Raw genomic sequence first — 11,351 nt, 5'->3', positions numbered from 1 at the left:
AAAAATAGAGTTGATGGCAAAATGCCTATCAACTCTATTTATCGTACAGCCTTTTTTTACCCAAATTTTTAAAGTGTTAGAATATGATAAAATTAGTCTATTAATGATTCAATGGGGGATCAAATGAAAAAACTAGTAGGGCTGTTATTTGCTTTTTTAGCGATTTTTCTAGCACTTCAAACTACCACTGATGTAAAAGCTGATAAATTCACAGTGAAAAATTATGACGTCACTGTCGATATCAAAAAAGATGGTAACGCTGATTTAACACAAAAGATTGTTTATGATTTTCAAGGTGATTATCATGGCGTTTATTATAATCAGGATTTAAAGGGGATTAAGGGTGCCAGTGACCCTGTCGTTACTTATAACAATGGGGCTGGAGCTAAGACTCTAGTTAACAATGATTCAAATCAGAATGATACTGTTAAAGTTACTAGAACCGATAATTCAATGGATATGAAAGTTTATCATGCTGTTGATTCAGAGATGGTAACTTATACTTATAAATATCAACTTTATGGAGTGATCACTAATTATTTAGATACAGCTGAACTAAATTGGAAAATTATTGGTAATGGTTGGGATAACGATTTGAATAACATCAAATTAACCTTGAATTTTCCAGAGAAGAATATTACACAATTACAAGCCTGGACACATGGACCATTAGCGGGACATACAGAAGTGGACAAGAAAAATGGTCAAGTGGTAATGACTTTGGATGAGTTGCCCGCCAATCAATCAGTAGAAAGTCATGTTATTTTTCCCACAACTGTAACTGCTGATAATAAAAATGTGGTGAATAAGAAAGCTAAGGCGAGAATTCTAGCAGCCGAAAAGTCAAAAGCTGAAGCAGCCAATGCTAGACGACAACGAGAAAAAAATTTTTATTGGATAATGATGGCGATTGCCGGAGTAGTTATTGTTATTATTTACCTTTATCAATTTATTAAATTACACAAGAATCCAGGACAGAAGCATCAAATACCAACACCTTTGCATCATTTCTTTGATGAACCGGAATTCATTCCTAGTTTTACCGAAGTAATTTTGGATCGTCAATCCAAGGCTAATAGCAACTCTTTAACGGCTGATTTATTGAATGAAGTTGGCTATCGTCGTATGAAGATTGATAAGATTGGTAAGGACTATCAAATTACGGCTTTGGTTCCGCCAACCAATGAGTTTTTCAAATATTTAATTGAAAAAATTGGTGATGGTAAATCGGTTTGTTTGAAAGATATTCGCAAATTTGCTCGTGGTAATGATGATAAGATGACTAAAAAGTTTGATAAATGGGCTAAAGATGCAGCCAAAGGTCGAGAAAAATATTTAGACTTAAGCAATATGAATTTGGTTGACAGTTTTAAATCTTCGACCATTGCTGTTGATATTGTTTTAGGTATCATGCTGATGATTTCTTTAATTCTCAGTAGTAAAGTTTTACTTAGTAGTGCAATTTTAGTAGTTATTGGCCTTGTAGCTTGGATACCGTATGCGATTATAAAGAAGAAAATTACACCGTATACGGATTTAGGTGAAGAAGAGGTTAACAAGATTAGAGCCTTTAAACGAATGCTAGAGGACATTGATGATATTAAAATGGCCGAGGTTGGGGATATTATTCTTTGGGAACGTTTCTTGCCATATGCAGTTATCTTCGGTGTCTCCGACAAAGTAATTAAGGCTTTAAAAGTTAATTTTGGAGCTGACGTGGTCAATAATTCGGCTATCGCATATTACTATATTGGTAGTAGCAGTTTTCTTAACAGTAATACAGGCTTCCAAACAGCTTTCACAGGAGCAATTTCAGCAGGGGGCTCATCAAGTATCTCAGGTGGATCTGGAGGTTTCTCAGGAGGCTCTTCTGGTGGTTTTGGAGGAGGTTCCGGTGGTGGAGCTTTCTAAAAATATATTGAGATAAAAAAATGGACTGAGAATTTTTTCTCAGTCCATTTTTTATGCAATTAATTAAGCATGACGACGATTAAGATAAGCAATACCAATTAGAAGAACGAATCCTAGAAGACTTGCTAGTAAACCAGATTCAGTACCAGTTTGAGGAAGCTTGTCAGTATTAGATTCTGAAGTAGAACTATTTCCATTATTTGAAGTATCAGGATTCAAAGGATTAGTAATAAGTCCACCTTCATCAGTGTTGCCATTATCTGTATTGGGATGTTCAGGATCAACGATTAAACCATTGTCGTTGTCATCTTTATCATTCTCATCAGGTTTAGAAGTATTACCTTCGTTACCATTGTTACTATCGCCGGGTTCTTGAGTATTACCTTCGTTACCATTGTTGTCGCCAGGTTCAGAAGTATTACCTTCATTACCATTGTTATTATCACCAGGTTCAGTTGTGACAGTCTTAGGGTCTGATGTTTCTAATGTACCAACACCAGTCTCGTTAGAGTTCTCAGTGATAGTAAATGGGATTTTATCAGGATTTAAATCATAACCTTCAGGAGCTTTAGTTTCTAAGAAATAATACTTACCAGGTTTGAGATTATCAATCTTGATAACTCCTAATTCATTTGTTACGGCAGTTTCTAGAGCAATACCATCATCACCGTAAAGAGTATATTCAGCACCAGGGACACCAACTGTTAAATCATCACGATCAAATTTTTGAAGAACTGCACTATAGCTATCTTCGCCAACAATTTCTTTTTCATTTTCAACAGAAATCATCTTTGGTGTTAAATTATCTGTACTAATATCAAATTCGACATCTTCACCTTTGAGATAACCCTCAGGAGCTTTAGTTTCAACTAACTTATAGTGTCCAATTGGTAAATTATAGAAATGACCAAGGCCTAGACGATCAGTTGTGATTGTTCCAACAACTTCACCTTTATCATTAACAATATTGAATTCAGCACCAGCTAATTTGTAACCAGTTTCGGCATCAATTTTCTTGATAACGATTGATCCTAATTCCTCTTTTTCGGGCTCGTCAACACCAGTTACTTGAACAGGAGTTGTAGTTTGTCCAGTGACAGTAAATGGAATTTCATTTCCATTCAATTGGTAACCAGTAGGGGCTGTGACTTCTTTGAAATAATAGTCGCCAGCACTAAGGTTAGTTAGTTTGATTTGACCATTTTCGTCGGTCGTCAAATTAGTTTGAACAGGAGTATCTGAACCAACTTTGTAAAGATCATAGACGGCACCTGCTAATGGGGTAGTGTTGTCTTGTTCATTGAACTTGGTTAATGTGACAGCACCAAGTTTGTTACCACTACCATTACCAGAATTAGTTCCACCAGAAACTTTTCCAGAAGCTGTTTCATTAATTTCTTGTGCTTCATTGCCGCTACCAGTAATTCTTCCTGTCATTGTAGCGTCGTTTCTAAAGACTGTTCCATCCGTTACTTTGCTTGGATCAGTAACTTTAGTTTGGAAGGTTATGGCGTACATTTGCTTTCCAGAATTTGGAATAGTTAGATCAAATCCATTTCCAGATTCGTTTAGAGTATAACTACTTGAAGGAACGGTATCTCCACGTTTGTAAGTACCAGTTTCCTTATCTTTCCAAGTGGCTTCTTGAACGACGACGGAGCCAGATACGTATTCTAGATTAGGATCAGTAATAGTATCGTGAGCGCTCATTGTACCGAAGTTTAATTCGTTACGGTTGGCAAGGATAGTCCAAGTAACAATTTCATTACCTTCGGCATCAGTACCAAAGACACCCTTTTTCGAGATGTTTTTGTCACTTGCTTTAGTTTGAAGAATGCTTTGTTGAGTATTTCCATCCTTGATATTAAAATCAACATCGTTTGAACCAACTTGAGCCTTGTTACGATCTACAGTGACCCCAGTGTTGATAGAAAGTGTTCCCTTGACGCTCTCAAGTTCCTCAACATTTTCGTTGAAAGTAACAACAATTTGGTTACTGCTGTTTAAAATTGCAGTACCGATAACTTCGCCATTGTCACCAACAACATTAAATGGAGTATCATTTGGCGTAACGGCTAAAGGGCTTGGCACGTCAATAGTCAAAGTATCACCATTTTCAAGTTTATAACCGGTTGTATCGTACTCATATGTGATTGGTACGGTACTACTCATGCTATAAATCTTATCTTGTTTGTTAATAGAACCACTTGTAATCATATCTGTATTAGTATAATTGTTTGCAGCTTTAACATTATTGGTATTAAAGGTTAGAACTAAAATTATAACAGTCAATCCAGCTATGAGAGCAGTAAAAATATTTCGTAATTTATTCCCCATGTTTCTTCCCCTTTCTTAATTAGTACAGTCCAATTATAGAATGATTAAAGGGAATACGATAGGGCTTAGGGATAAATAATATTTTATTATTAAAAAACGTTATTAATAAGGTGATTATTGCTTGTGATAAATACCACATATGGTGAAATTTCAAAAATGTATACAATATATAGAATTGAAGTGGTATCATAGTGAATGTTGTTTTTTTGCAAATTAACAAATCAAATAAAGAATTAAAAAGCTACGGAGGAGAATAATGATGATCGTATTGAGCGGCGCAATTGGAGCCGGAAAGAGTTCATTGGCGACTATTTTATCAGAACACTTAGGAACTGAGGCTTTCTATGAACAAGTTGATAATAATCCGGTTTTGCCATTGTTTTATAAAGACCCTAAAAAATATGCATTTTTACTACAGATTTACTTTTTGAATAAACGTTTTGATTCAATTAAGAAAGCAATGGTACAAGATAATAATGTTTTGGACCGTTCAATTTACGAAGATTCATTATTCTTCCACATGAATGCTGATATGGGAAGAGCTACTCCTCAAGAAGTAAAAGTTTACGATGAACTTCTAGACAACATGATGCAAGAATTACCATATGCCGCTGCTAAAAAAGCACCTGACTTACTGGTACACTTGGATATTTCATATGACACAATGATTCATCGTATTGAAAAGCGTGGTCGTTCATATGAACAACCAGAACAAGATCCAACTTTACCAGAATATTATCATCAATTGCTTAGTCGTTATGATGGTTGGTATGACGATTATGATTACAGTCCTAAGATGAAGATTGATGGTGACAAATATGATTTTGTTGAAAATCCTGAAGATCGTCAAAAAGTACTTGATCTTATTGATGAACAATTACGCAAACGTGGAACATTAGACTAAATTATTAAGACAAAGCCAATAAGTGGTTTTGTCTTTTTTATTAGCTTGATACCAAGTTAAAAATAAGATAACCTATTAAGAGCAGTTTACACTGATGAACCTGCGGAATTAATTAAAACAGTGGAGGGTTTTATTTTGAGTAATTTAAAAGTAAGAGATATCACACAATTGGCTTTGGTGGCGGCGCTTTATGTAGCAGTGACAATTGCACCTGTTATTTCAGCGTTTTCCTATGGACAAATCCAATTTCGAGTTTCAGAGATCTTGATGTTATTGCCATTTTTTAATCATAAATATAGTTGGTCTTTGATTATTGGATGTTTTATCTCAAATATCTTTAGTGCATCATTAGGGGCATACGACTTAGTTTTAGGAACATTAGCAACGGCAATTGCTTGTTACTTAATTACTAGAGTTCCTGCTAAGACAAAATTTTTGTGGCTAGTACCTGTAATTTGTGCCGTTGTGAATGGTTTGATCGTTGGGGCGGAATTGCATTTTGTCTTGAAATTACCATTTGCTTTGAACTTTGTTACGGTCGGATTGGGCGAATTAGTTGTTGTAGCCATTGGTGCAGTAATTTTCTATTTCTTGATGCAGAATAAAAGTTTTAGTAAATTAATAAAGTAAGGCAGAGATGAGGGAAGTTCTTCCCTCATTTTTTTGTTATAATCTACTTTATAGAGTTTGCAAGGAGATGTGATTTTATGAACATCGGAATTTTTACTGATACGTACTTTCCTCAAGTTAGTGGGGTAGCAACATCAATTCAAACATTGAAGAATGATTTAGAAAGAAAAGGTCATTCTGTTTATATTTTTACGACAACCGATCCTAATGTGCCTAAGAATACAATTGAGCCAAACATCTTTCGTTTAACTAGTGTGCCTTTTATTTCATTTACTGATAGAAGAATTGCCATTCGGGGGATGTTTCATGCAGTCGAATTGGCTAAAGAATTGAAACTCGATATTGTTCATACTCAGACCGAGTTTTCTTTAGGTATGATAGGAAAATTCGTTGCTAAACAATTAAAGATTCCATTTGTTCATACGTATCACACGATGTATGAAGATTATTTGCATTACGTCCTAAATGGTCATTTATTGAAACCATATCATGTTAAACAAATGACAAAGCTATTTTTGAAAAATGCTTCAGGCGTGGTCGCTCCAAGTAAGCAAGTGAAAGAGACTTTGGATCGTTATGGCATTAAAACGCCGATTTCAATTGTGCCAACAGGGGTTGATTTGTCAGAGTATACAAAGCCAGTTAATGCTTCAATAATACGTGAAAAATTGGGTATAGCAGAAGATACACCAGTTATTTTGATGCTTAGTCGAATTGCTTTAGAGAAAAAAATTGACCATATGCTCAAATCCATGCCAGAATTATTAAAATATAATCCTAAGATTATGTTAGTAATCGTTGGTGATGGTCCCGATATGGAAGAGTTAGTTCAAATGAGTAAGGATCTAAAGATTACTGATAATGTTATTTTTACTGGTGAAGTAGCTCATGATGAAATTTCACCATACTATCATATGGCCAATCTTTTCGTATCTTCTAGTGACACGGAATCACAAGGGTTAACTTATATTGAAGCAATCGCTTCAGGTCTAAAAATAGTAGTAAGAAGTGCGCCTTATACTGACGCCTTATTGACTGATCCTTCAGTTGGTGTAACATTCAGTCAAGATGACCAGTTAGTACCTAAGATTAAGACGTATCTCGACCACCCTAGCTCATTTGATGATCGTGAGGCTCGCCAAAAGGTACTGTACGGTATTTCATCAGATGGATTTGGTAACTCAATTCTTGATTTTTATCGTCATGCTGAGGATTACTTCGTCAGAGAGAAACTTTCAGATTCATCAATCGATCCAGAGGAGTATTCTAATGATTAAAATAAATATGTTTTCATCCGCAGATAAAGTTGCAGGCCAAGGTGTAGGTAGTGCCTATATTGAATTGGTTAATTTGCTAAAAGATCGTTTTAGTGATGAATTTGATATTAAGATAAATGACTACCATCGTAGTGATTTAAGCCATTATCATACAATTGACCCACAGTTCTACTTATCTACATTTTCTAAAAAAAGAGGTCGCAAAATAGGATACGTACATTTTCTTCCAGAAACATTGGAGGGGAGTATCAAATTACCTCAACCGGCACGTGGTATTTTTTATAATTATGTAATTAGTTTTTACAAGCGCATGGATCAGATCGTGGTTGTTAATCCAACTTTTATTGATAAGTTGGTAGCACATGGTTTGGATCGTAAGAAGATCAAATATATCCCTAATTTCGTTTCAACCGATAACTTTTACGAGAAGAGTGCTGAGGAAAAGGCCGCTTTCCGTAAAAAGATTGGTGTTCCAGAAGATAAATTTGTTGTTTTTGGTGATGGACAAGTTCAAGAACGTAAGGGAATCGATGATTTTTATAAACTAGCACAAGTTAACCCAGATATTCAGTTCATTTGGGCGGGTGGTTTTTCATTTGGTAAGATCACCGATGGTTATGACCGTTATAAAGATATGATTGATAATGCGCCTAAGAACATGACCTTCACAGGAATAGTTGATCGTAATGATTTGGTTAACTATTATAATATTTGTGATTTATTCTTGTTACCTTCATACGATGAATTGTTCCCAATGTCAGTTCTAGAAGCCTTCAGTTGTGGAGCACCAGTATTATTGAGAGATTTGGAATTATATCGTGCTATCATTGATGGCTATTATCAAAAAGCTGATGGTTTTTCAGATATGAATGCTTTTATTAATCATGCCAATCAAGATCGTTCAATTTTGGAAGATTTCAAGAAAAAATCTAAAAAAGCTGCCAACCAATACTCAGAAGATAATTTGAGTAAAATTTGGTATGACTTTTATACAGAACAATATAATATTGCTAAACAGGATAAATAATGAGTAGAAAACATATAGCAGCAATTTTTGCGATGTTGGGATTAGGAGTTGGTATCTTTTGGTGGGAAGCTAGAAATATTAACTTTAACTCCTTAGTTTCAACGTTTAAGAGTTTAAATTATTTTTGGCTTGCAGTGGCATTTTTATCAATTCTATTGTCGTATGGCGTCGAGGCGATGGTGTTACATACGTTATTAAAGAAAAAAGAAGATCGTAAGTTTGGCTGGTGGGAGATGTATCGTATCCCTTTGCTCCAAGCACTTTTTAATGCCATTACGCCTTTTTCTTCGGGTGGACAACCTGCACAATTACTTGGTTTAATGCAGTCAAAGATCGATGGTGGTCGTGCAAGTTCAGTCTTATTGATGAAATTTGTCATTTACCAAGCAATGGTGTTAGTTAATTTTATTGTGGCCATGTTAGTAAGTTTTAATAGTGTTGCTAAGCATTTTTCTGGATTAGCAACTTTGATTGTTTTTGGAATGGTAATCCATGTTGTGACGATTTCGTTCTTGCTAATGATCATGTATTACTATGATTTTACAAAAAAAATGGTACAAATTATTTTGAAACCGGTTTTATTTTTTCTAAAAGAAGAAAAACGTGATAGAATTTTACAGTCAGCTATAAACAGTATTGATAGTTTTTACAAAGAAAGTTTGGTTTTAAAGCAGGAGAAGAAAAAAGTGGTCAAAGCATCACTTTTAACAATCGTGCAATTATTCCTATACTACTTTGTGGTTTATTTTGTTTTATTGGCTTTGAATTGTGACCACGTAAATATAATCGATGTATTAGTTATGCATATTATGATTGTTATGATTGTCTCGATCTTTCCAATTCCTGGTGGATCAGGTGGGGCAGAATTCAGTTTCAAAACATTGTTTGCTGGATTTATACCTTCTTCGTCAGGTTTGATCTTAGGTATGTTTTTATGGAGATTTATTACGTATTATTTGGGGATGTTCTTAGGGATTATCGCAGTTTCAAAGAAACCAAAAATTGAACAACAAGTTGCTAATAAATCTATGGAGCGAAAACAATGAAGCGTATTACTAAAGGTATTTCCAATTTTTTAAACACTAGGCTAGGATTTGTACTTCTAGCTGTGTTTTTATATACTCTGAAAACGATCTATGCTTATACGACTAAGTTTAACTTAGGTGTAAAAGGATCAATTCAGACATTTTTGATGATCATCAATCCAATTCCAATTATGTTATTGTTGTTTGGAATTGCTTTATACATGAAGGGAAGAAAGTCGTATATCTTTCTTCTGATTATTGATTTCTTGGACTCAGTTTGGTTATTCTCAAACATTCTGTACTATCGTGAATTTTCAGATTTTCTAACAATGGTGCTTATCAAGGGCTCTGGTTCTGTAACCAATAATCTTGGTAAGAGTATTATGGGGATTTTGAAACCAACTGATTTTCTGGTTTTTCTTGATGTTATTGTCTTGATATTATTATTGGCTTTCCATGTTATAAAAATGGATGTCAAACGTCTTAATTGGCGTATTCCAGTTTTGATTAGTTCATTAGCCGTATTGCTGTTTGGTGCTAATTTGACTTTGGCTGAAAGTGATCGTTCACAGTTATTAACAAGAACTTTCGACAATAATTATATTGTTAAGTATCTAGGCCTTAATGTTTTTAACATCTATGATTTGGTTAAGACGACAAAAACGAATGCTGTTAAGTCACAAGCAAAGAGTTCCGATATTGATTCAATTGAAAAATACATGAAGGATAATTATGTTCAGCCTAATGTTGAATACTCAGGTGTTGCTAAGGGTAAGAACGTCTTTATTATTCATTTGGAAAGTTTGCAACAATTCATGATTGACTATAAGTGGGATGGCGAAGAAGTAACGCCAAATCTTAATAAGATTTATCATGAAAATGATACGTTGAGTTTTGATAATTTCTTTAATCAAGTTGGACAAGGTAAGACGGCTGATGCTGAATTGATGCTTGAAAATTCACTCTTTGGTTTACCAGAAGGGTCAGCTATGGTTACTGATGGTACAACTAATACTTTCCAAGCAGCGCCTGCAATCTTGGATCAAGATGGTTATACTACAGCTTCATTCCATGGGGATGTTCCAAGTTTCTGGAATCGTGATAATGCTTATAAGTCATGGGGCTATGATTACTTCTTTAGTTCTAATTACTATAAGCAAAAGAAGAGTTACAATGTTGGTTATGGTATGAAAGATAAGATCTTCCTTAAAGATTCCACACAGTATATTGAACAATTGCCACAACCCTTCTATGCTAAGTTGATTACAGTTACAAACCATTATCCATATACTTTGGATAAGAAGAATCAAAGTATTTCTAAGACTGATACCGGGGATAAGACCGTGGACGGTTATGTTCAAACGGCTAGATACTTGGATGAGTCTATTGGTGAATTCATGGATTGGTTAAAAGCTACAGGTTTAGATAAGAAGAGTATGGTTGTTCTTTATGGTGACCACTATGGTATTTCTGATAACCATAAAAAAGCTATGGCTAAACTTACAGGTATTAAAGGATTTAATGATTTTAATAATGCTCAGTACCAACGTGTTCCATTTATGATTCACATGGATGGATTAAAGGGTGGTATTAACCATACCTACGGTGGTGAAATTGATGTTTTACCAACACTCTTGAATCTTTTAGGTGTTGATAATAAGAACATGATTCAATTTGGTAGTGACTTGTTATCAAGTGAACATTCACAAGTTGTGGCCTTTAGAAATGGTGACTTTGTTTCGCCAACGGTCACAAAGGTTGGAAGTACTTACTACAATACTAAGACTGGTAAAGTAGATAAGAAGATCTCGAAGACTGAGAAAGAAAAACTGTCTAATAAGGTAACAACAGAATTATCTCTATCTGATAGAGTTATTAATGGGGATCTTTTAAGATTCCACAAGCTACCTGGATTTGAAACTGTTAATAAGAAAAATTACTCCTATAAGAAGAGTACTGCTTTGAAGAAATTAAAGGCAGCAGAGAAGAAGAAGGGTACTAGTTTAATCGAACAGAACGATAATAAGTCGATGGTTGACTTGTATCAAACTGATGCACCAGAATTAAGTAAGTAGTAAAAAAGCGTTAGAGGACAGCAAAATGTCTTCTAGCGCTTTTTGTTTGGCTTGAAAGTGGGTATAATCAATGTTTAAAGAGATTTAATTGACCGAGTAAATATTTTTTGAAAAAATACAACTTTTTTGTAAAAAAGGGTTGCAACTCTCTTATTCGATTGGTAA

General features: G+C 34.6%; 8 protein-coding genes. 7 read left to right on the top strand and 1 reads right to left on the bottom strand.

The window, feature by feature from the left end:
* The first annotated feature begins 123 nt into the window (after positions 1–123).
* Complete coding sequence (locus FD33_RS07835) at positions 124–1,911, top strand: DUF2207 domain-containing protein (RefSeq protein ID WP_056955882.1); 1,788 nt, start codon at positions 124–126, stop codon at positions 1,909–1,911.
* 63 nt (positions 1,912–1,974) lie between these two features.
* Here the strand turns inward: FD33_RS07835 and FD33_RS07830 are convergent, their stop codons facing one another.
* Positions 1,975–4,248 (bottom strand): SpaA isopeptide-forming pilin-related protein, encoded by a 2,274-nt coding sequence (locus FD33_RS07830; RefSeq protein WP_025085900.1) that lies wholly within the window; start codon positions 4,246–4,248, stop codon positions 1,975–1,977.
* A gap of 259 nt (positions 4,249–4,507) precedes the next feature.
* Here FD33_RS07830 and FD33_RS07825 point away from each other — a divergent pair, with 259 nt between their 5' ends.
* The 6 genes from FD33_RS07825 (at position 4,508) to FD33_RS07800 (ending at position 11,186) form a co-directional block, all read left to right on the top strand.
* Positions 4,508–5,152, top strand: a complete 645-nt coding sequence (locus FD33_RS07825) for a deoxynucleoside kinase (RefSeq protein WP_034544351.1) — start codon at positions 4,508–4,510, stop codon at positions 5,150–5,152.
* 135 nt (positions 5,153–5,287) lie between these two features.
* Positions 5,288–5,782 (top strand): QueT transporter family protein, encoded by a 495-nt coding sequence (locus FD33_RS07820; protein WP_025085902.1) that lies wholly within the window; start codon positions 5,288–5,290, stop codon positions 5,780–5,782.
* Positions 5,783–5,859: 77 nt separating this feature from the next.
* On the top strand, positions 5,860–7,059 hold the full coding sequence (locus FD33_RS07815) for a glycosyltransferase family 4 protein (protein WP_025085903.1): 1,200 nt from the start codon (positions 5,860–5,862) through the stop codon (positions 7,057–7,059).
* Entirely contained in the window at positions 7,052–8,086 is a 1,035-nt protein-coding gene (locus FD33_RS07810; RefSeq protein ID WP_025085904.1) for a glycosyltransferase family 4 protein, read from the top strand. Before FD33_RS07815 ends, FD33_RS07810 begins: the two co-directional genes overlap by 8 nt.
* Positions 8,086–9,132 carry a lysylphosphatidylglycerol synthase transmembrane domain-containing protein gene (locus FD33_RS07805; protein ID WP_025085905.1) on the top strand — a complete coding sequence of 349 codons (1,047 nt, stop codon included), beginning with the start codon at positions 8,086–8,088 and terminating at the stop codon, positions 9,130–9,132. The genes FD33_RS07810 and FD33_RS07805 overlap by 1 nt, the downstream gene beginning before the upstream one ends.
* Positions 9,129–11,186 carry an LTA synthase family protein gene (locus tag FD33_RS07800; protein WP_025085906.1) on the top strand — a complete coding sequence of 686 codons (2,058 nt, stop codon included), beginning with the start codon at positions 9,129–9,131 and terminating at the stop codon, positions 11,184–11,186. Before FD33_RS07805 ends, FD33_RS07800 begins: the two co-directional genes overlap by 4 nt.
* Positions 11,187–11,351 lie beyond the last annotated feature (165 nt).

This window comes from Companilactobacillus paralimentarius DSM 13238 = JCM 10415, from assembly GCF_001434985.1.
Lineage (GTDB): Bacteria > Bacillota > Bacilli > Lactobacillales > Lactobacillaceae > Companilactobacillus > Companilactobacillus paralimentarius.
This window is presented reverse-complemented; position numbering and strand designations above follow the sequence as displayed.

Bases quoted from the DNA above. Each gene is read 5' to 3' on its own strand.
- FD33_RS07810 (WP_025085904.1), top strand. From the start codon at position 7,052: ATGATTAAAATAAATATGTTTTCATCCGCAGATAAAGTTGCAGGCCAA.
- FD33_RS07805 (WP_025085905.1), top strand. From the start codon at position 8,086: ATGAGTAGAAAACATATAGCAGCAATTTTTGCGATGTTGGGATTAGGA.
- FD33_RS07830 (WP_025085900.1), bottom strand. From the start codon at position 4,248: ATGGGGAATAAATTACGAAATATTTTTACTGCTCTCATAGCTGGATTG.
- FD33_RS07800 (WP_025085906.1), top strand. From the start codon at position 9,129: ATGAAGCGTATTACTAAAGGTATTTCCAATTTTTTAAACACTAGGCTA.
- FD33_RS07825 (WP_034544351.1), top strand. From the start codon at position 4,508: ATGATCGTATTGAGCGGCGCAATTGGAGCCGGAAAGAGTTCATTGGCG.
- FD33_RS07835 (WP_056955882.1), top strand. From the start codon at position 124: ATGAAAAAACTAGTAGGGCTGTTATTTGCTTTTTTAGCGATTTTTCTA.
- FD33_RS07815 (WP_025085903.1), top strand. From the start codon at position 5,860: ATGAACATCGGAATTTTTACTGATACGTACTTTCCTCAAGTTAGTGGG.